Below are 20,104 nucleotides of genomic sequence, written 5' to 3'. Positions count from 1 at the left end.
CACGCCCGCTGCGCGAATCGAACGCCGCCGCTATCGCCCGTCCGCTCGGTCCCAGTACGGCGGATCGCCGAAATGCTCGGCCAGGAACGCGATGAACGCGAGCGTTTTCAGCGGCACGTGCGCGCGGCTCGGATAAACGGCCCAGATCGCGACGTCCTCGGCGAACGGGTAGTCGTCGAGCACGGTGACGAGCGCGCCGCTGGCGAGCAGCGGACCGACGTCCCAGGTCGACTTGATCGCGATCCCGAAGCCGTCGACGAGCGCTTCGCGGATCGCCTCGCCGTTGCTCGCGACGAGCCGCCCGCCGACCCGCACCGTGAACGGGCCCTGCGGCGTCGCGAACGACCAGTCGCGCTGGTCGCCGAGGATCACGCATTCGTGCTGCGTCAGGTCGGCCGGATGGCGCGGCGTGCCGCGTTCGGCGAGATAGGCGGGCGAGCAGCACAGCACGCGGCGATTGATGGCGAGCTTGCGGGCGACGAGCGTCGAATCCTTCAGCGCGCCGAGGCGGATCGCGACGTCGTAGCCGTCGTCGACCAGATCGACGATCTCGTCGGACAGCCGCAGATCGAGCGACACGGACGGGTAGCGGCGCAGGAACGCCGGAATCACCGGCGCGACGTGCTGGCGGCCGAACGACGACGACATCGACACCTTCAGCCGCCCGTACGGCTCGCTGCGGCCGTGGCCGACCGATGCGCGCGCGGCATCGGCGGCCGCCAGCAGCGCGTCGGCGCGCGCCATGAAGACTTCGCCATCCTGCGTGAGGCTGATGCGGCGCGTGGTGCGGTGCAGCAGCCGCGCGCCGAGCTGGCGTTCGAGCTGCGCGATGCGCGCGCTGGCGACGGCGGCCGACACGCCGAATTCGCGCCCGGCGGCGCTGACGTTCGCGAGCAGTGCCGCGCGCACGAACAGCGCGACGTCGAGCAGGTCGAGCGGCTTGTCGGGCGCCGAAATTGGTTCGGACCTCATTATTCTGAAATTCCTGAAAATGTTTCAGGAAATATAGCGGTTTTCTCGAATGATCGGGGCGCCTACGATGGCACGCATGGAGGTTGCGCCGCAGCCTGCCGGATTCCCTGAAAGGAGTATCGAGATGAAAGCCGTTGGATTGACCCGTTATCTGCCGATCGACGACCCGCAAGCGTTGCTCGACGTCGAACTGCCGCAGCCCGTGCCGGGCCCGCGCGATCTGCTCGTGAAGGTCGACGCGATTTCCGTGAACCCGGTCGACACCAAGGTGCGTGCGCCGAAGCCGCAGATCGAGGAGACGCCGCGCGTGCTCGGCTGGGATGCGGCCGGCACGGTCGTCGCGGTCGGCGCCGAGGTCACGCTGTTCCGGCCCGGCGACGAAGTGTTCTACGCGGGCAGCATCACGCGGCCCGGCGCGAACAGCGAATTCCACGCGGTCGACGAGCGGATCGCCGCGCTGAAGCCGCGCACGCTCGACTTCGCGGCGGCGGCCGCGCTGCCGCTCACCGCGCTGACCGCGTGGGAAGCGCTGTTCGACCGGTTGCGCGTGTCGCCGCAGGGCGCGGACGCCGGCAAGTCGGTGCTGATCATCGGCGGCGCGGGCGGCGTGGGCTCGATTGCGATCCAGCTCGCGAAGACGCTCGGCAAGCTGCAGGTGATCGCGACCGCGTCGCGGCCGGCGTCGGCCGAATGGGTGCGTGCGCTGGGCGCGGATGCGGTGGTCGACCATTTCGGCGATCTGCCGGCGCAATTGCGCGAGGCCGGCCATCCGGCCGTGGACTACGTGCTGATCTTCAACGATACCGACCATCATTTCCCGGCTGCCGCGGAAGTCATCCGGCCGCAGGGCGGCATTTGCACGATCGTCGAGAACGCGAAGCCGGTGCCGGTCGAATTGCTGAAGGCGAAGAGCGCCGCGTTTCACTGGGAGTTCATGTTCACGCGTGCGATGTTCGAGACGCCGGACATGATCGAGCAGCACAAGATCCTGAGCGAGGTGGCGCGGCTCGTCGACGGCGGCACGCTGCGCACGACGCTCGGCGAACAGCTCGGCACGATCAATGCCGAGAACGTGCGGCGCGCGCACCAGATGCTCGAGGGCGGACGCGCGATCGGCAAGCTGGTGTTGAGCGGCTTCTGAGGGCAGCGCGTAAGGTTGCGGCGCCGCGAACGCAAGCGGGGTAACACCCGATGCGTTTGCGGCGCATTGCATCCCGCTTGGCGGTAGACTGGCAGCGCATCATGCATCGAAAACCGCGCGGCACGCGCGTGCCGCCGCATTACAAGGAGGTCAGCATGAGCCAACGCAGCTTATCGGTCGCCGCATCGTGGTCGGTCGTGTTCGCGGCGGCGTGCGTCAGCGCGAGCGTATTCGCGGCGCCGCCGGTCAAGGGCAGCCTGAAGGGCGGCGGGACGGGACAGCTCGAATACACCGTCAAGGTCGACTCGAAGACCTTCGGCAATACGCAGGAAACCCGCAAGATCCGCTCGGGCGAGACGGACGATTTCAACTGGAAGTCGGTGCCGCCGAGCGGTGCGGTCGCGATGCCGGACGGCTGTCCGAACGCCGGCAATCTGCCGCGCGACGCAAACGGCGCGATGGTGCGGCAGACCCAGGTGCGGCTCGCACCGTCGGTCGATGCAAAGGGTGTCGCCAACGTGCAGTTGAGCTTTCAGGCGGCCGCGCCGAAGGGCACGCGCAGCGTGACGGCCGGCGGCAAGTCGCTGCAATGTCCGGACGTCGTGTCGGTGAGCCAGGTGAAGTGGGTGTCGGTTCCGACCAACGGCGGGTCGAAGTCCGTGACGATGAGCGACGGCACCAAGGTGACGGTGTCGATCAAGCATTGAGCGGTGCGCGGGCCGGCGTTTCGTCCGGTGCGCGCGCAACCGGTTCGATTGGCGGGGAGCGGGCAGGGCGGCACGCGAGCACGGCGAGCACGCCGTGCCGTGTCGCCGTCGTAAGGCGTCCGCTGCGTGCCCCGCAGTACGGCGCCACGGCCGTGCAACCGCGATGCGTGACGTCATGCGGATGTCACGTCATGCTCGCCCGCATCCTGTCCTTCCGCTCATGACATCCCGATGAAACTTCGCATGCGCGCGCTGCCGCCGCGTCAGTGCGTGCGCTCCTCGAGCCGCGACGCGAGAAAGCGGTGATCGGCCGAGAACAGCCGGCGATAGGTCATCAGCACCGCGCCGACGGTGCCGAGCGCGGACGCCGCGGCGATCAGGAACATGATCACGATCTGGTAACGCACGGCCTGCAGCGGCGACTGGCCGGCCAGCACCTGGCCCGTCATCATCCCCGGCAGGCTCACGACGCCGACCACCGCCATCTGGTTCAGCGTCGGCAGCATGCCCGCACGCACGGCCTGGCGCGCGGCGTCCTGCGCGGCTTCCCAGCGCGTCGCGCCGAGCGCGAGCGCGGTTTCGACGCGATCGCGGCGCGCCGTGAGCTCTTCCATCATCCGCTCGACACCGAGCGAGACGCCCGTCAGCGTATTGCCGAGAATCATGCCGAGGATCGGGATCGCGTACTGCGGCGCGAACCACGGATGGATACGGATCACGACGAACAGGCCGACCGCCGCGACGAACCAGCTGCTGAACCAGATCGACGCGATGCTGTCGATGCGCTGGCCGCGGTACGTGCGCTTGCCGCGCCCCGCGCCGGCGAAACCGGCGATCAGCGTCATCAGCGCGGTGAGCGGCAGCACGACGTACCAGTGCGGATGGCCGAACACCCAGCCGAGCACGTAACCGATCGCGAGCAACTGCACGACGGTGCGCACCGCCGCGAGCGAGAGCTTGCGGCCGAGGCCGAGCGACAGCGCCGCCGAGATCGCGCCGTTGACGGCGACGAGCGCGGCGGCGATGCCGACGTCGACGAGGCTCAGGTCCTGCAGGGCGGGGCTCATTGCACAGCCTCCGTCGAGTTGGCCGCACGCAATACGCCGGCCTGCATCACGAGCCGCATCGCGCCGATCCGCGCGGCCTGGGCCGGATCGTGCGAGATCCACATGTAGGCGCGTGCGTCGGGCGCCGCGTCGAACCACGCCCCGACGAGCGCTTCGATCGCGCGCGCCGATTCGGGATCGAGCGCGGAGGTGGGCTCGTCGAGCAGCAGCACGTCGGGATCGAGCTGCAGCACGCGCAGCAGCGCGGTAATCTGCGCCTCGCCGCCGGACAGGTCGCTCGCGCGCTTGTCGAGAAAGTCGGCGCCGCGGCCGGCCTGCGCGGCGAGCGCTTCGGCGCGCGCGCGATCGAACGCGACGTCGCGATAGATCGCGAGCGAGTACGGGTAGCGCAGCTGGGACTCGACGGTGCCGTCCATCTGGGCGGGGCGCTGGCGGACATAGGCGACGCTGCGCCGGTAGCGCGGAATCATACTGCGCCGGATCCCGCGGCCGCGCCACAGGAGGCGGCCGCCGTCGAGCGGATCGAGCAACGCGAGCGCGCGCAGCAGCACGCTCTTGCCCGACCCGGACGGGCCCGTCACAGCAATTCTCGATCCCGCGGCGAGGCTGAAATCGGTCGGGGCGAGCAGCGTCTTGCCGCTGCTGGCATCGCGCCGCGTGATGTGCTGCGCTTCGATGAGGCCGGTGGGGGATGTCATGTCACAAATGAAAAAAAGCGTTAATGGCGCCGGAAGGCCGCCATGTCGTGCGTCATAATACCGATTGAAAAGCCGCCGTTGTCGTGCGCCGTTCGTCCACGCAAGCGGACCGGCATGGTGCGGCAACGCTTCAGAACAACAACGGAACCGCCATGACGCTAACCCGAGCCATCGGCAAATCGGCTGCATGGATCGTCGGTATCGTCGCGGTGCTCATCGCGGCGGCCGGCGTCTTTCTCTTCACGTTCGACTGGAATCGCGCGAAGCCGTGGGTCAACGAACAGGTGAGTACCGCACTCGGCCGTCCGTTCGCGATCAACGGCGATCTCAAGGTCGGCTGGCGTCGCCCCGATGGCGAGACCGGCTGGCGCGCGTGGGTGCCCTGGCCGAGCTTCTCGGCCACGCAGCTCGAGATCGGCAATCCCGACTGGGCGAAGGCGCCCAAGTTCGTGACGCTCGATGCCGCGCACTTCGATCTCGCGATCCTGCCGCTGCTCGCGCATGAAATCGTCATCCCGTCGATCGACGTCGTGAATCCGGCCGTCGATCTGGAGCGGCGCGCGGACGGCAGCAATACGTGGACCTTCCAGTTCAAGCAATCGTCGCAGCCGTCGCGGTGGAAGGTGCGGCTCGACAGCTTCGGTTTCGCGAAAGGCACCGTCACGTATCGCGACGCGATCACGAAGGCCGACCTGACCGTCGCGATCGATACGCTCGGCCAGCCGATCCCGCTCGGCGACGTGCTGAAGGAACAGGAGCAGACGTCGCGTGCGGCGTCGGCGCAGCGCGTCGGCAAGCATGGCGCCGCACAACTGGGTGCCAAGGCCGATGCGGAAGCCGCGTCGAGCGCGTCGGGGGCGAGTGCGGCCGCGGCCTCGGGCGCGTCGGCCGCGAGTGTCGTTGCGTCGGCGGCTTCCGGTTCGTCGGGTTCATCCGCTTCGTCCGCTTCATCCGAACGTTCCGCGCCGGCGGCCACTGCCGCGTCCGGCGCGAGCGGGGCCGCGGCGCCCGCGAAGCCGTCCGGCCCGACCTATGCCTTCGGGTTGAAGGTCGGCGGCCGCTACAAGAACGTGCCGATCAACGGCACCGGCAAGGTCGGCGGCGTGCTCGCGATCCAGGATACGTCGCGGCCGTTCCCGCTGCAGGCGGACGTGAAGGCCGGCGATACGCGGCTCGCGATCGTCGGCACGCTGACCGATCCGATGCATCTTGCGTCGCTCGACCTGCGGTTGTGGCTGCAGGGCACGTCGATGTCGCACCTTTACCAGCTCACCGGCATCACGCTGCCCGATACGCCGCCTTACGCGACCGAAGGGCGCCTGATCGGCAACTTCAAGCCGCATGCGAGCACCTTCCGCTACGAGAACTTCAACGGCCGCGTCGGCGGCAGCGATCTCGGCGGCACGCTCACGTGGGCGCAGCGCGAGCCGCGGCCGAAGCTGTCGGGCGAACTCGTGTCGAACCTGCTGCAGTTCTCCGATCTCGCGCCGGTGATCGGCGCCGATACGGCCGCAAGCAAGGCCAAGCGCGGCGACACGACGCGCCAGCCGCCGGACCGCGTGCTGCCGGTGGAGACGTTCCGTACCGAACGCTGGAGCGCGATCGATGCGGACGTGAAGTTCACCGGCCGCAAGCTGATCAAGAGCGCGCAGTTGCCGATCAGCAACCTGTACACGCACATCCTGCTGCAGGACGGCGTGCTGTCGCTCGAGCCGCTGCAGTTCGGCGTCGCGGGCGGCACGCTCGCGACGAACGCGCGTCTCGACGGTAGCCGCACGCCACTCAAGGGCCGCTTCACGCTGGCCGCGCGGCATCTGAAACTCAAGCAGCTGTTCCCGACGCAGAAGGTGATGCAGACGGCGTTCGGCGAAATCAACGGCGACGCGTCGCTGTCGGCAACCGGCAATTCGCCGGCCGCGCTCGCGGCCACGTCCACCGGCGAAGTGAAGGCGCTGATCACCAATGGCCGCATCAGCCGCTTGCTGATGGAGGCTGCGGGGTTGAACGTCGCGAACGTCGTCTACGAGAAGCTGTTCGGCAACCGCGACGTCAACATCAATTGTGCGGCAATCGATTTCGTGGCGACCGACGGCATGCTCGATCCGAAGGTCTTCGCGCTCGATACCGACGATGCGCTCATCAACGTCGACGGCCCGGTCAACCTGCGCGACGAATCGCTCGACCTGAAGATCCATCCGCACACGAAGGGCTTCCGGATCTTCTCGCTGCGCTCGCCGTTGTATGCGAAGGGCACGTTCAAGAACCCGAAGGTCGGCGTCGATGCGGGCGCGCTCGCGCTGCGCGCCGGCGCGATGATCGGGCTCGGGCTGATCAACCCGTTCGCGGCGCTGATCCCGCTGATCGCGCCGAGCAACAACCGCGACGTGCCGTGCTCGGAACTGTTCGGGCAGATGAAGGCTCAGGCGGCGCAGAAGGCGGCCAGGAAGGCCGGCAAGTAATGCGCGTCAGCGGCCCGCGCGCGCCCACAGCAGCACGGGGTTGCCTTCGCGGCCATCGATCCGCACCGGCGCGACGGTGCCGAGCTGCAGGCGATCGCCGTCGAGCATGACGGCCCGCTGCTGGACGTTGCCGATCCAGTTCGGGAACAGGCTGACGTCCATTTCGTGGGTCAGCGTGCCGTCGTCGGCGACCCGGAAGGGGCCGGAGTAGGCGATATAGCCGCGCGCGGCGGCCGCGCATTCGTCGTCGGTGCCGCCCTGGAGGTCGCCGTTCGAGTAGCGCGGCCGACCGGCGGCCATGAGCTGGGCGGACATGTAGCCGTCCGGCGTATAGAGGATCCAGCCGCGCACGTCGCGGCCGAGCGGATAGGCGACCGCGCCGCCGTCGCACGGACGGACTTCGTAGGACACGAGGCGCCATGCGCCGACGAGTTGTTCGCGAAGCTGGCTGGCGAGCATGCGGGATTCCGGTAAGACGGCGGTGGAGCGCGTGCCGTCGTGTTGACGGGCCGCCGGGCGGCGGGCCTGGAATGGGCTGCCGGGGCGGTGCGATCGGCAGTTTCGCCGACACCTGCTAAAATACACGGTTTTCCGTCGATTTCTCTCTTAACGGGACCTGCCGTGCTTTCTACTGCCAACATCACGATGCAATTCGGGCCGAAGCCCTTGTTCGAGAATATCTCGGTCAAATTCGGCGAGGGCAACCGCTACGGTCTGATCGGCGCAAACGGCTGTGGCAAGTCGACCTTCATGAAGATCCTCGGCGGCGACCTCGAGCCCAGCGGCGGCAACGTCGCGCTGGAGCCGAACGTGCGCCTCGGCAAGCTGCGCCAGGACCAGTTCGCGTACGAGGACGTGCGCGTGCTCGACGTCGTGATGATGGGCCACACCGAGATGTGGGCCGCGATGACCGAGCGTGACGCGATCTACGCGAACCCGGAAGCCACCGACGACGACTACATGCACGCGGCCGAGCTCGAAGGCAAGTTCGCCGAATACGGCGGCTACGACGCCGAAGCGCGCGCGGGCGCGCTGCTGCTCGGCATCGGCATCGAGGAGAAGTTCCACAACGGCACGATGGCCGACGTCGCGCCGGGCTGGAAGCTGCGCGTGCTGCTCGCGCAGGCGCTGTTCTCGAAGCCGGACGTGCTGCTGCTCGACGAACCGACCAACAACCTCGACATCAACTCGATCCGTTGGCTCGAGCATACGCTCAACGAGTACAACTCGACGATGATCATCATCTCGCACGATCGTCACTTCCTGAACTCGGTGTGCACGCACATGGCCGACATGGACTTCGGCACGCTGAAGGTCTGGCCGGGCAACTACGACGACTACATGCTCGCATCGGCACAGGCGCGCGAACGCCAGGCCGCGGCGAACGCACGTGCGAAGGAGCGCGTGGCCGAACTGCAGGATTTCGTGCGCCGCTTCTCGGCGAACAAGTCGAAGGCGCGCCAGGCAACCAGCCGCGCGAAGCAGATCGACAAGATCAAGATCGAGGAATTCAAGCCGTCGTCGCGACAGAACCCGTTCATCCGCTTCGAGTTCGAGAAGAAGCTCCACAACGTCGCGGTGGTCGCCGAAGAGATCACGAAGAAGTACGATCGCACGATCTTCCAGAACTTCAACCTGTCGGTGCAGCCGGGCGAGCGCATCGCGATCATCGGCGAGAACGGCGCGGGCAAGACGACGCTGCTGCGCTCGCTGCTCGGCACGCTGCCGCTCGATCACGGCACGGTGAAGTGGTCCGAGAACGCGAATGTCGGCTACATGCCGCAGGACACGTACGAGGAATTCCCGAACGACATCACGCTGATGGACTGGATCGACCAGTACCGCAAGGACGGCGACGACGAAACGATGGTGCGCGGCACGCTGGGCCGTCTGCTGTTCTCGTCGGACGACATCAAGAAGTCGGTGAAGGTGCTGTCGGGCGGCGAGAAGGGCCGCATGATCTGGGGCAAGCTGATGCTCGGCCGCCACAACGTGCTGCTGATGGACGAGCCGACCAACCACATGGACATGGAATCGATCGAGTCGCTGCAGATCGCGCTCGAGCAGTTCGAAGGCACGCTGATTTTCGTGTCGCACGACCGCGAGTTCGTGAGCGGGCTGGCGAACCGGATCATCGAAGTGCGCACGGACGGCACGCTGTTCGACTTCGGCGGGAATTACGAGGAGTTCCTGACGAGTCAGGGGCAGGAGTAAGTGTCCTGAGGTTTTGTCCGGTCGTGGGTCCAGGTTAGCCATTACCGCCCCGGGGGAGGTATCCGGAATTCCGTGTGTGAGGCGGGTTGATATTCAGACTCCAATGTTGAATCGTTCCGGGTAAAGCAGTGCGAACTGCGTCATCGCGCTCTTCCAATCGTGCCGGGAGCCGGTCCACTTGGCAACGACGTTGCGCAGCGCCAGCCAGATCAGTTTGAGCGCGGCCTCGTCCGACGGGAAGTGGCCGCGCGCCTTGATGATCTTCCGAAGCTGCATGTGCAGCGACTCGATCGCGTTGGTCGTATATACAATTTTCCGGATGTCAGGCGCGAAGGCGTAGAACGGAATCACCTGATCCCAGGCTCGGCGCCAGAGCGCGGCAATCGGAGGGTATTTCGTACCCCACGGGCTCGTATCGAACGCGTCCAGCGCCACGGCGGCGGCTTCGGCCGACGGTGCCCGATAGATCTCCTTGAGCGCCGCTGCGACCGATTTCCTGTCTTTCCAGCTGGCGAAGTCCAGTGAGTTCCGGATCAGATGCACGATGCAGGTCTGGACCGTCGTTTCCGGGAACACCGTGTTGATCGCTTCCGGGAAGCCCTTCAGGCCGTCGACCACGGCGATCAGGATATCCTGCACGCCGCGCAGCTTCAGGTCGTTCACTACCCGCAGCCAGAACTTGGCCCCCTCGGTCTGCTCGATCCAAAGGCCCAGCACGTCGCGTGTGCCGTCGCGGCGCACGCCCAGCGCCAGGTAGATCGCCTTGTTGCGCACGACGCCTTCGTCGCGGATCTTGACTCGCAAGGCGTCGAAGAACACGACCGGGTACATCGGCTCGAGCGGCCGCTGCTGCCATTCGCGCACTTCGTCGATCACGGCATCGGTCACCGTACTGATGAAGTCCGGCGACACCTCGATGCCGTACATCTCCAGCAGGAAACCCTGAATCTCCCGCACGCTCATGCCGCGTGCGTACATCGCGATGATCTTGTCGTCGAAGCCGGTGAAGCGTCGCTCGCCCTTGGCGATCAGCACCGGATCGAAGGTACCTTCTCGATCGCGCGGAATCTCGACGTCGAGCAGGTCATCGTCGGTCGCGATGCGCTTGCGGCTGGTGCCGTTGCGATGGTTCGTGCGGCCTGCCGGCTTGGCATCGCCCTTCTCGTAGCCGAGGTGGTGGGTCAGTTCACCGCCCAGCGCGCGTTCGAAGATTGCCTTCTTGAGCGCCGCAAGCTGCTCGTTGATCGTCGCCCGATCCAGCGTGCCGGGTACCAGTTGCTTGATCAGTTCCGGGTCCAGGTTCAAGCCCTTGCCCGGTTCAATCGTCACTTCTTCCTTGCGTTTGCGTGGCATAAAGTGGCTCCTTGGCCATCAGTTTATGCCTCACACACAAACATTCGGATAGGTTCGCCCCGGGGCGAACAGCCGGAAGCGCTACAGGCCCGCATCGACAGCCATGTCGATGCGGGCTTTTTCATATCTGCCGCGGCAAAACCCGGCCACGCGCCCATTCCAGTTTCCTCTGCTCAATCGACTTCGGGTAAATTACCCATCCAACGCCACCCATCATTCCCCATTTCGCCCCGGAGCCGCCCTCGATGCAGGATCATCCTCTCCCGCTCGACCTGTCCGGCCTCGCGCCCAGCCTGTACGCGCAGGGCACCGAGGAGGGCATCCTGTCGCGCCTGATGGAGCGGATCGCGCCGACCAACCGCTTCTGCGTCGATATCGGCGCGAGCGACGGCCTGCGCAACAGCAATACCGCGCGGTTGCTGCGCGAGCAGGATTGGGCCGGCGTACTCGTGGAAGGCAGCGCATACCGGTTCGGCAAGCTTGCCGCGCACTACGCGGGCGTGGAGCGCGTCCGCCTGCATCACGATCGCGTGCAGCCCGACACGGTTGACCAGTTGCTCGCCGACGCGAACGTACCGACCGACTTCGACCTGCTGTCGATCGACATCGACGGCAACGATTACTGGGTGTGGCGCGGCCTGCAAGCGTTTGAGCCGCGCATCGTCGTGATCGAATACAACCCGTACTACACGCCGCCCGAGCGCTGGGTCATGTGCTTCAATCCCGACCACGAATGGGACGGCTCGACCTATTACGGCGCGAGCCTCGAATCGCTCGTTCATCTCGGCCGGCAGAAGGGCTATGAGCTCGTCTGCTGCGACGACATGGGCAACAACGCATTCTTCGTGCGGCGCGACCTGTACCCGCTGCTCGGCATCGCGAACAACGATCCGTCGGTGTTGTTCCGGCCTGCGATGTACAAGCTGCGCTACGTCGGACACAACACGTTCCTGACCGGTCATCCGTATCGGCACGGGCCGGCCGAGCACATCTGAATGGATTCGCTCGCCGTCACCTTCGACGAGATTCGCGACGCCTATGGGCTCCATCGCAGCGGCCCGCCGACGCAGGTCAGCGAACGGGTGTGGCATCTGCCGGCTGCCGGCGGTACAGATGTGGCGGTCAAGCTCTATGCGTTCGAACACCACGCGCGCGCAGTCAAGGAAACCGCCGTCCTCGCGCATCTGGAAACGCATGGCGACAGCCGTTTCCATGTGCAGACGCTCGAGCGTACGGCGTCCGGCGAATCGCTGTGGTCGGGGCAGCATTCGCACGCGATGCTGACGCGGTGGGAAGCCGGGCAATTCAGAACCTACGATACGTTCTCGCCAACCGAATGGGAGGCGCTCGGCGCGAGTCTGGCCGCGTTGCACCTGAGCCTCGAACCCCTGCATCTGCCGTCGCTCGATACGATCCGCGCGCGGCTGGCCTCGATCGACGCGGATGCGGTACGCGCCAGTCTGCTGGATGCACTCGATCGAGCCGATGCGAACGCCACCGCCGCCGCGAACCTGCGCCGCTATGTCGATCTCGCGCTGCGCATGCTCGATCGCTACTATCCGGGCAGTATCGAGGCGTTTCCGGCCGACGATCCGCAGCACCCGATCCACAACGACTACAACCAGTTCAACTATCTGTTCACGGGCACGCTGCCGCCGCTGATCCTCGACTGGGAAGCGTCGATCGGCGCGCCTCGCGAATACGAGCTGGTGCGATGCCTGAATCATTTGCCGCTGGAAGCGCCGCACCTCGCGCAAGCGTTCGTGCGCGCCTACCGGCGCGTGCGGCCGGTGAACCTGGCCAACATCGCATGGGCGGTCGATGCCGCATGCTTGCAGCACGCGCTCAAGCTGTGGATCGTGCAAGGCTGGCTCGACGATCCATCGCGCTTCGCGTCGCACCTGAACGGCGCGGTGACGATGGCGTCCGCGATGGTGGACGCGCGTGGCCATCTGGTCGATTTCTTTTCCCGTTGCATGGAAGCAGGAAGCTGATGTGAGTGCGAATCCGAACAAGATCCCGAATCCGCCGCGACCCGGCGAGCGGCAGCACGTGTTTCCGCCGCCGCTGGATCGCGATTACCGCGTCGAGGACGGGCGCATCCAGACGCGCTCGCTGGAAGCGCATATCGTCGATCACTGCAACCTGACCTGCGCGGAATGCTGCTCGCTGTCGCCGCTTTTGCCCGAGTGGCATGCCAGCCCCGAATCGATCGAAGCCGATCTGCGCCACGCCGCGAAGGTGTTGCGCCCGCGCATGTTCAAGCTGGTCGGCGGCGAACCGCTGCTGCATCCGTCACTCGTCGAACTGATCGAACGCGTGCGCGACACCGGCATCGCGCCCGTGATCTCGGTCACGACGAACGGCCTGAAACTCGGCGAGATGCCCGACGCGTTCTGGCAAGCGGTGGATGCGCTGACGATCTCGCGCTATCCGAAGCCGGCGCTTTCCGCCGGCCTGGTCGCGCATGTCGAGCACCAGGCCGCGCGCTTCGACGTGCGTCTGAACTGGAAGGTGCAGGACGTATTCACGACGATGAACCGCGCCCAGCCGGGCACGGATCGCGACGAAGCCCGACGCATCTATCACGATTGCTGGATTCGCGAGCGCTGCCATATGATTCGCGACGGCATGTTCTACACGTGCACGCGTCCCGCGCATTTCCATACGCTGTACCGAGGCGAGAAGGATTTCCAGGCCGACGGCCTGCCGTTGCGCGACGACGCGGGCATGCTCGACGCGATGCTCGCCTATCTGCAACGCGAGACGCCGCTCGAAGCGTGCCTGCATTGCCAGGGCGGCAGCGCGCCGGTGGCGCCGCATCGCATCCTCAAACGCATTGAAGTGGACACCTTGAAGGCTCGTTATCCATGATCGCCGGCACGCGCGACCCGTTCGGTTTCGATCGTCTGCACTACCATCCGCGCAGCGGCGTGTCGGCGTCCGGCATCCGCGCCGTATTGCGGGCGTCGGGGCAACCGGCCGGCGCGCCGGACGCGGCCGCCATCGCGGGCTACCTGAGCGGCGAGCGCCTCGTCGGCCGCACCGTGCTGCGCGACGTGCTCGCGGTGCCGCCCGGTCATGCACTGATCCGGTCGCCGCAAGGGCTGACGGTGCAGCCGGCGCCCGAGCGGCCGCGGCATGCCGACCTCGACACCGTGCTGCGCGCGTCGCTGCAGTGCGCGCTCGACAGCGGCAAGCGCGTCGCGCTGGCCCTGAGCGGCGGGCTCGATTCGGCGCTGCTGCTCGCGTTGCTGCGCGAGCTCGGCGCATTGCGGCACGTGACGGCCTACATTCTCGCGACCGACATGCCCGATTACTGCGAACTCGACGCGGCGCTCGAACTCGCCACGCTGATGCAGGCGAACGTGAAGATCGTGCGCGCGAACGAGGCCGATTTCATCGCGGCGCTGCCGAGGACGACCCGTGCGGTCGAGGAGCCGATGTTCAACCTGCATCCGGTCGCGAAGCTGCTGCTGGCCGACGCGATGGCGGCGGACGGCGTCGAGGTGGCGATCACCGGCGACGGCGCGGATCAGGTGTTGCGCCGCGACCGGTCGGCCAACTATCTGCCGCTGTGCCACGCGTTGTTCGACGCCGCATCGGTCGAGCTGCATCCGCCGTTCGTCGATACCGCCGTCGTCGCGCATCTGACGAGCCTCGCGCCCGACCCGGACAAGCAGTGCCTGCGCGATCTCGGTGCGCGCCTGAACCTGCCGGACCGTCTCGTGCACGGCCCCAAGCGCGGGCGACTCGCGCCGGCGATGGATCTCGCGACGCTGCTCGATCGCGACCGCACGCATGCGCTCGCCGACATGCTCGGCCTGGCCGCGCCCGCTTTGCAGACGGATACCGAACGCGTGCTGTGGACGACGCTGACACTGATTCTCGATCATCTCGATCGCCTTCATCCCGATGCCGCGCATCGCCCAAGCTGAGCCGCTCATGAAACGCATCCTGTTCTGCGTGGTGCCCGAGAAGGGCCACGTCAATCCTTGCATCGGCCCGGCCCAGCATCTGCGCGCCGCCGGTTGCGACGTCGCGTTCTATGCGCCGGCCGACATCAGCGAACAGCTCGACGGCGCCGGCGGCTTCACGTTCGTCGGGCCGCGCGAGACGCCCGAGCGCCACGACCTGTCGCGCGGCGCGAGCTTCGCCGCGAACATTCGCGACGCCGACTGGCTGCGGCACTGGATCCGCACACTGCTGATCGACCTCGCGCCCGCGCAGGTGGACGGCATCCGCGCGATGCTGCGCGAATGGCAGCCCGACGTGGTCGTGATCGATCCGCTGCTCTATGCCGCGGCGATCGCCGCCGAACTGGAAGGGCTGCCGTGGGTCTCGATGTCCAATTCGCTGAATCCGGTGTTGCCGGACGATCTGGATTCGGAACTGCTGCGCACGGTGCGATGGCTCGAACCGGAACGCACGCGGCTGTTCGCGCGCTACGGCCTCGAGGCACGCTTTCGCGGTTGCGACGTGCTGTCGCCGCACCTGACGCTCGCGTTTACGACCGACGCGCTGGTCGGCGCGCCGCCGCCCGGTGTCGAACTGGTCGGCCCCGCGATGCCGTCGGGCCCGCGCGGCGACGAGACGGCGTTCCCGTGGGAACGCCTCGATGCGGATCGCCCGCTCGTCTATATGTCGCTCGGCAGCCAGCTTTACTACCATCCGGAGGTGTTCGCGAAGGTGATCGATGCGACGCGCGCGGCGTCCGCGCAACTGGTGCTGTCGGTCGGCGAACTGGTCGATTCGGATCTGCTGCCGGCCGGCGACGAACGCGTGATCGCGGTACGGTACGCGCCGCAACTGGCGCTGCTGCGGCGCACGCACGCGTTCGTCAGCCACGGCGGCGCGAATTCGGTGATGGAGTCGCTCGCGTGCGGCGTGCCGATGCTGCTGTCGCCGTTCTGCAACGACCAGTTCCATTCGGCGCACTTCGTCGAGCGGGCCGGTGCGGGCTGTGTGCTCGATCTGCAGCAGGCCGGCGTCGCGGAAATCGCCGACGCGCTCGAACGCCTGTTGCGTGCCGGATCGTTGCGCGAGCAGGCGGCGCGGATTCGCGACAGCTATGCCGCGTGCGACGGCTCCGCGCAAGCCGGCCGCCTGATCAGCGCACTCGCTTCAGGAAGCCGCCTGGCGACAGCGTCATGAGTACGCGGTCCTCGATGTCGTGGTCGACTTCGAATCGATCGTCGCGGGCAAGAAATTCGCGTGCTGCCGTGGCCGGGTTGTTGCCTCGACCGTACGGCTTGCCGTCGAACATCGACTCGGGCAGGTGCTCCATGATGGTGTCCATCACGATCGCATAGCTGCCGGGCGTCACGAAGGGCGCATAGCATTCGAGTTCGCGCAGCACGTGCGCGTGCGTATGCGTGAGATCGAGGATCGCCATCACGCGCGCGCCGTCGCCGATCTGCGCGCGCACCGATGCGAGTGTGTCGGCCGCGCACGATTCGCCTTCGATCAGCACCATGCGGTGGGCGAGCCGGTGCGAGTGCAGGCGCTGCCTGACCTCGTCGCGCAGGCGCGGTTCGATCGCGACGACGCGGCCTTGGTTGCCCGCCAGCTCGAGCATCGACGCGGTGAACACCACGCCGCCGCCCGCCGCGATGCCGGTCTGGACGATGCAGTCGGGGCGCTCGCGCCAGATCAGTTCCTGCAGCGCGAGCATGTCGCCGGGCAAATGGAAGAAGCGCTCGCCGAGCCAGCGCGTCTGGAACAGATGGCCGAATTCGGCGGCTTGCGTCAGCCATTCGATGTTGATGTCCCGCATGCGGGCCGAAGGACGCTCTGACATGGTCAATGGAACGAGTAGGAGTGACGTGAAAACGCTGGAACCGTGGCTGCACCGGTACTGGAACATCGGGCCGGCGCGCCTGCAGGCGCTGGCGTCGGGCCATACTAACAAAACGTATCTCGTCGAGTGCGATGCGGGGCGCACGGTACTGCGTGTGTCGTGGGCCGGCAAGCCGCTCGGGCAGATGCGGCGCGAGGCGTCGATCCTCGGCCGTCTCGGCGATGCAGGCACCGCGTCGACGCTGCCCGCGCTGCCTCGATTGCGGCCGACCATCGATGCGCAAACCGGCGTGCAGACGTCCGACGGAAGCTGGCTGCATCTGTTCGAGCATATCGACGGCCGTCCCGGCTTGCCGGACGACCCGCATGCGGGGGCGACCGATGCGATGCGCACGCTCGCGCATCTGCATATGGCGCTGGCCGCGATACCCGCAAGCGAAGCGGCGCCGCTGGCATGGTTGTCCGCACGCCATGCGCGCGTCGCGGCGCGCGCGATGCCGTCGCTGCCGCGCGACCTGCGCGACGCTTACGACACGGTGATCCGGCGGATCGGCGCGCATCTCGACGCGGCGTCGGCGTGGCTCACGGGGCAGGCGCATTGGCTGCACGGCGACTATCACGCGGGCAACCTGCTGTATGTCGGCAACGCGGTGAACGGCGTGCTGGATTTCGACGATGTGGGGCAGGGGGCGCAATGGCTCGAGGCGGCCTTTGCGTCGTTCGCGCTGTCGCGCGATGCGGGCCGGGACGACTGCTTCGTCTTCGACCGTGGGCGATGGGCGGCCTGCCTGCAGGCTTATGCGGCGACGCGGCCCGATGCGGCGCCCGAGTGGCTGCGCGACAACCGCGAGCCGTTGATGGCGCTGTTCTGCGCGGACCAGACGCTGATCCATCTCGAAGCCGCGCAGCGCGGACTGTGGATGCCGGGGCCCGGCATCGGCTTCCTCGGCGGCTGGCATCAGTTGCTGGACGGGGCGGTGCCCGCGGGTTAGCCGGCCGTCGCGTCAGCGCTGCCGGTTCAGGAACAGCCGCACGGCTTCGACCGTGTTGGGCCGTGCGTCGCCGTGCCGGGATCCGTCGTGCAGGCAGAACAGCGCGTCGCGATGCTGCGCCGCGCAGGCATCGGCGTGCGCGCACATCGCGTCGAACAGCGCCTGCGGCGATGGCGCCGGCCGCTGCCAGTCGTCCAGTATCGCGGTCCAGCCCGTGTGTTCGCGTTGCAGGCGCGCGAGCACGGCGGCGCGATCGTCCTGCGGCATCAATCCGTACGGAAGACGCAGCGGGATCGCGTCCGGCGCGGCGAGGCCGGCGCGGCGGTAGATGTCGCGAATCAGCGTATCGGTCGTGTGGATTTCGTCGATCAGTGCGATGTCCGCGAGCGCACCCGGCCTCGCATGCGAATGGGTGTGATTGCCGAGCCGATGGCCTTCGCGCGCGATTCTCGTTGCGACGTCGAGCGCGGCCGCCAGGTGCTTGCCGAGCACGAAGAAGGTCGCCGTGCACGATGCATCGCGCAGCACGTCGAGCAGCGCGGGCGTGGACGGGCCGGGGCCGTCGTCGAAACTGAGGTGGATGGATGTCATGAGTCGTCCGGGCCGCTCACTGAACCGGCTCGATGGCCAGCGGGCACGTGCCGACCGGACGCAGCCGGCCGCCGGTCCATTCGTAGAAGAACCGCGCCGCTTTCGCGTTGCCGTCGCCGCAATCGTCGTTGAAGCAGCCGGCGACGATCAGCAGCTTGCTGCCGGCACGGAAGTCGACGCGCTCGTCGTCGTTGCCCATCACGCCCGAGACGGATTTCACGCCGGGCATCGTGTACGTCGCGCCCGTGTCCTTGTCGACGATCGCGAAATTTCGGCAATCCGTTCCGCAACCCCAGATCGCGACGCGGTAGTGACCGGCAAAATTGGCCGGTTGCGCGAATTCGTCGCGAATGACGGTGCGATACAGGCGCGCTTCGCTGCTGGTGAGCCGAGGCGACGCGGCCGGTTTGCGCGGCGCGCGGGCGGCGGCCGGCGCCGGATAGCGGTCGAACGAAGGCGACGCGCAGGCCGCGGCCGCCGTGGCTGCGGGCGCGGCACCGGCGGCACCGGCGCCGGCCATCAGCGCGGTCGATGCGCCGGCGATCAGCAGAAGTCGATGGGCAAGCGCCACGCGAGTGTCCTTCATGTTCGAGATTGATGTCGGGCCGCAGCGGCCGAACGGCCGGCGACGACGATTCTATGACGCTTCGCGCGGGCCGGCGATACGGAATGGCGGTCGCCCGCGTGTCGCGCCGGCGATGCCGCGCGGAATCGCCGGTCAAGCATTGTCAAATCGCCGCGATATCACGATGCCTGACGTTTCATGCGGCTCCGAAGGCTGTCACGCGCCGGTCGATTGAGTATCCTTGGATGCGATTCGCGGTATTTACGCAGTCACAACCGGGAGGCTTTACATGAATGCACGTCTTTATCGCGCGACCGTTGCCGGCGCGCTGATCGGATTGCTCGCGCCGTTTTCGGTCGCCCATGCGCAACTGGGCGATGTCCTGAAGCAAGTCGGCGGTGGCGGCGATTCGGGCGGCAGCGCGGGCGGAGCGCTGGGCAACCTCGGCGGACTCGGCGGCGCGCTGACGGGCGGCGGCGGTGCGTCGCTGACGCCGGGTAGCACCGGCAACGTCGCGGGCCTGCTGCAGTTCTGCATCCAGAACAACTATCTCGGCGGCACAACCGGCGGCGGCGCGTCGTCGGTGAAGGATGCGCTGATGGGCAAGCTCGGCGGCAACGCGTCGTCCGACAGCGGCTATACGAGCGGCGCGAGCGGGATCCTCGACGCAGGCAACGGCAGCAAGCTCGACCTGAGCGGCGGCGGCCTGAAGCAGCAGGTGACCAAACAGGTTTGCGACAAGGTGCTGACGCAGGCCAAGTCGCTGCTGTAAACGCATCGGCACGCATCGCGCGTACTGGTGCCGGGGGCGGTGCGCACGCACCGTACCCCGTCGATCATTCCGGCCGTTACGTTGGTCACGGCGAAAAGCGCGTCGCGCTCTGCGATGCCGCGACCCGTACACAGGCGGGCCCCCGGACGGCTCAATCGGCCAGCCGCTTGTCCGCGAGCGCCTTGCAGCAGTCTTCGTACACCCATTGCACGAGTTTGGCCCGGTAGTCGAGATCGTCGGTATCGACGATTTCCTCGACCGCGTCGCGCGCCCACGACGCGTCGACGAACCCCGCATGCCGCTTCGCGATGTCCTGCGCAAGCGCCGCGAGCCTGGCGACCGCGAGCCAGTCGGCCTGGCGGTGATGACGGTCGAGCCAGCGATGCGCGGCCTGGACCTGGAACGCGGCGTCCGGCCATGATTCGTTGAGATAAAACGCGCCGAGGTTGCCGCAGGTGAGCCAGCAAAGCAGCTCCAGGCGGTCTTGCGAGCCGAGGGTATGGGATGCGTCGGACATGGCAGCGCTCACGAAGTGCGTCGATTCCGGGCGGCGCCGGCCGCAACGGGCCGGTGCCGATAATAAAAACATAGCACGATGCAGGCCCGGCCGCGCAACCGGGTCGATGCCGACGTGGCGGCGGCCCGACGAATGCGTAGCCGGCCATGCGCGGCGGCCGGCGGAGCACCGGCGCGAGGGCGCTCCGGTTCTTTCGAATGGCTGTCATTCGTCACACCAGCCACCGAAACGCTCGCTAGAATGTCGGCTTCCCTGGA

General features: G+C 67.2%; 20 protein-coding genes. 11 read left to right on the top strand and 9 right to left on the bottom strand.

Going from position 1 to position 20,104, the window contains the following annotated elements; all coding sequences use genetic code 11:
- Positions 1-30: 30 nt before the first annotated feature.
- Complete coding sequence (locus CFB46_RS13325) at positions 31-972, bottom strand: LysR family transcriptional regulator (RefSeq protein WP_089500240.1); 942 nt, start codon at positions 970-972, stop codon at positions 31-33.
- A 124-nt stretch (positions 973-1,096) separates the two neighbouring features.
- Here CFB46_RS13325 and CFB46_RS13320 point away from each other — a divergent pair, with 124 nt between their 5' ends.
- On the top strand, positions 1,097-2,113 hold the full coding sequence (locus CFB46_RS13320; protein WP_089500239.1) for a zinc-binding alcohol dehydrogenase family protein: 1,017 nt from the start codon (positions 1,097-1,099) through the stop codon (positions 2,111-2,113).
- A 155-nt stretch (positions 2,114-2,268) separates the two neighbouring features.
- Complete coding sequence (locus CFB46_RS13315; protein WP_027784554.1) at positions 2,269-2,820, top strand: DUF6013 family protein; 552 nt, start codon at positions 2,269-2,271, stop codon at positions 2,818-2,820.
- Between the two features lie 263 nt (positions 2,821-3,083).
- On the opposite strand, the gene CFB46_RS13310 is transcribed toward CFB46_RS13315, so the two are convergent.
- Both CFB46_RS13310 and CFB46_RS13305 read right to left on the bottom strand, forming a co-directional pair.
- The gene (locus CFB46_RS13310; RefSeq protein WP_089500238.1) at positions 3,084-3,887 is read right to left on the bottom strand and encodes an ABC transporter permease; all 804 of its coding nucleotides are present in this window, start codon (positions 3,885-3,887) and stop codon (positions 3,084-3,086) included.
- Positions 3,884-4,585 (bottom strand): ABC transporter ATP-binding protein, encoded by a 702-nt coding sequence (locus tag CFB46_RS13305; RefSeq protein WP_089500237.1) that lies wholly within the window; start codon positions 4,583-4,585, stop codon positions 3,884-3,886. Before CFB46_RS13305 ends, CFB46_RS13310 begins: the two co-directional genes overlap by 4 nt.
- Positions 4,586-4,737: 152 nt before the next feature.
- On the opposite strand from CFB46_RS13305, the gene CFB46_RS13300 reads away from it, so the two are divergent.
- Entirely contained in the window at positions 4,738-7,044 is a 2,307-nt protein-coding gene (locus tag CFB46_RS13300) for an AsmA family protein (RefSeq protein ID WP_089500236.1), read from the top strand.
- Positions 7,045-7,050: 6 nt separating this feature from the next.
- Here the strand turns inward: CFB46_RS13300 and CFB46_RS13295 are convergent, their stop codons facing one another.
- Positions 7,051-7,503 (bottom strand): lipocalin-like domain-containing protein, encoded by a 453-nt coding sequence (locus CFB46_RS13295; protein ID WP_027784550.1) that lies wholly within the window; start codon positions 7,501-7,503, stop codon positions 7,051-7,053.
- Positions 7,504-7,665: 162 nt separating this feature from the next.
- Between CFB46_RS13295 and CFB46_RS13290 the strand changes: the two genes are divergently transcribed.
- Entirely contained in the window at positions 7,666-9,258 is a 1,593-nt protein-coding gene (locus CFB46_RS13290; protein ID WP_027784549.1) for an ABC-F family ATPase, read from the top strand.
- A 93-nt stretch (positions 9,259-9,351) separates the two neighbouring features.
- Here CFB46_RS13290 and CFB46_RS13285 read toward each other — a convergent pair whose 3' ends face one another.
- Positions 9,352-10,611 (bottom strand): IS256 family transposase, encoded by a 1,260-nt coding sequence (locus CFB46_RS13285; protein WP_027784541.1) that lies wholly within the window; start codon positions 10,609-10,611, stop codon positions 9,352-9,354.
- 245 nt (positions 10,612-10,856) lie between these two features.
- Between CFB46_RS13285 and CFB46_RS13280 the strand changes: the two genes are divergently transcribed.
- From CFB46_RS13280 to CFB46_RS13260, 5 genes are read left to right on the top strand one after another with little or no spacing between them, the layout of a single operon-like run.
- The gene (locus CFB46_RS13280) at positions 10,857-11,606 is read left to right on the top strand and encodes an FkbM family methyltransferase (RefSeq protein WP_027784530.1); all 750 of its coding nucleotides are present in this window, start codon (positions 10,857-10,859) and stop codon (positions 11,604-11,606) included.
- Complete coding sequence (locus tag CFB46_RS13275; RefSeq protein WP_027784529.1) at positions 11,607-12,605, top strand: phosphotransferase enzyme family protein; 999 nt, start codon at positions 11,607-11,609, stop codon at positions 12,603-12,605.
- Between the two features lies 1 nt (position 12,606).
- Positions 12,607-13,485 (top strand): radical SAM protein, encoded by an 879-nt coding sequence (locus CFB46_RS13270; RefSeq protein ID WP_089500235.1) that lies wholly within the window; start codon positions 12,607-12,609, stop codon positions 13,483-13,485.
- A complete protein-coding gene (locus CFB46_RS13265; RefSeq protein WP_089500234.1) occupies positions 13,482-14,549 on the top strand; it encodes an asparagine synthase-related protein in 1,068 nt (355 codons plus the stop codon). Before CFB46_RS13270 ends, CFB46_RS13265 begins: the two co-directional genes overlap by 4 nt.
- Positions 14,550-14,556: 7 nt before the next feature.
- Entirely contained in the window at positions 14,557-15,765 is a 1,209-nt protein-coding gene (locus tag CFB46_RS13260; RefSeq protein WP_089500428.1) for a glycosyltransferase, read from the top strand.
- Here CFB46_RS13260 and CFB46_RS13255 read toward each other — a convergent pair.
- Positions 15,722-16,411 carry a cephalosporin hydroxylase family protein gene (locus CFB46_RS13255; RefSeq protein ID WP_089500233.1) on the bottom strand — a complete coding sequence of 230 codons (690 nt, stop codon included), beginning with the start codon at positions 16,409-16,411 and terminating at the stop codon, positions 15,722-15,724. The two genes, CFB46_RS13260 and CFB46_RS13255, sit on opposite strands and share 44 nt — an antisense overlap.
- Before the next feature lie 25 nt (positions 16,412-16,436).
- On the opposite strand from CFB46_RS13255, the gene CFB46_RS13250 reads away from it, so the two are divergent.
- The gene (locus CFB46_RS13250; protein ID WP_089500232.1) at positions 16,437-17,402 is read left to right on the top strand and encodes a phosphotransferase; all 966 of its coding nucleotides are present in this window, start codon (positions 16,437-16,439) and stop codon (positions 17,400-17,402) included.
- Between the two features lie 12 nt (positions 17,403-17,414).
- Here CFB46_RS13250 and CFB46_RS13245 read toward each other — a convergent pair whose 3' ends face one another.
- Complete coding sequence (locus tag CFB46_RS13245) at positions 17,415-17,993, bottom strand: polysaccharide deacetylase family protein (protein WP_089500231.1); 579 nt, start codon at positions 17,991-17,993, stop codon at positions 17,415-17,417.
- A gap of 16 nt (positions 17,994-18,009) precedes the next feature.
- Positions 18,010-18,564: a hypothetical protein gene (locus tag CFB46_RS13240; RefSeq protein ID WP_179235073.1), complete on the bottom strand. Its 555-nt coding sequence runs from the start codon at positions 18,562-18,564 to the stop codon at positions 18,010-18,012.
- A 283-nt stretch (positions 18,565-18,847) separates the two neighbouring features.
- Between CFB46_RS13240 and CFB46_RS13230 the strand changes: the two genes are divergently transcribed.
- On the top strand, positions 18,848-19,330 hold the full coding sequence (locus tag CFB46_RS13230) for a DUF2501 domain-containing protein (protein ID WP_089500230.1): 483 nt from the start codon (positions 18,848-18,850) through the stop codon (positions 19,328-19,330).
- Between the two features lie 151 nt (positions 19,331-19,481).
- Here the strand turns inward: CFB46_RS13230 and CFB46_RS13225 are convergent, their stop codons facing one another.
- Positions 19,482-19,847: a hypothetical protein gene (locus CFB46_RS13225; protein WP_027784520.1), complete on the bottom strand. Its 366-nt coding sequence runs from the start codon at positions 19,845-19,847 to the stop codon at positions 19,482-19,484.
- Positions 19,848-20,104 lie beyond the last annotated feature (257 nt).

The organism is Burkholderia sp. HI2761, assembly GCF_002223355.1.
Lineage (GTDB): Bacteria > Pseudomonadota > Gammaproteobacteria > Burkholderiales > Burkholderiaceae > Burkholderia.
This window is presented reverse-complemented; position numbering and strand designations above follow the sequence as displayed.